Source organism: Halomonas sp. ND22Bw, assembly GCF_003011945.1.
GTDB lineage: Bacteria > Pseudomonadota > Gammaproteobacteria > Pseudomonadales > Halomonadaceae > Halomonas > Halomonas halophila.
On sequence record NZ_PXWD01001542.1, the window covers coordinates 1 to 245 of the forward strand.

A 245-nucleotide genomic window follows, 5' to 3' on the forward strand; every position below is an offset into this window, starting at 1 on the left:
GGGCCCGCGGCGATCAACCGGCGGATGCGGCAGATCGAGGACAAGCGCAGCGTCATCCTGGCCGCGGCGCTCGGCCTGTTCTCGCGCTACGGGCTGCACGGCCCCAGCATCGACCAGGTGGCCGCGCGCGCCGATGTCTCGAAGAGCAACCTGCTCTATTACTTCGCCAACAAGGAAGAGCTGTATGTCTGCGTGTTGCGCGACCTGCTCACCGTGTGGCTCGAGCCGCTGCGTGGCTTCAGCGT

The 245-nt window shown here is 66.9% G+C and carries 1 protein-coding gene; it reads left to right on the forward strand.

What is annotated here, in order from left to right:
• The coding region (locus CVH10_RS23400) for a TetR family transcriptional regulator (protein WP_146143349.1) at positions 1-245 on the forward strand (245 nt) is incomplete at both ends.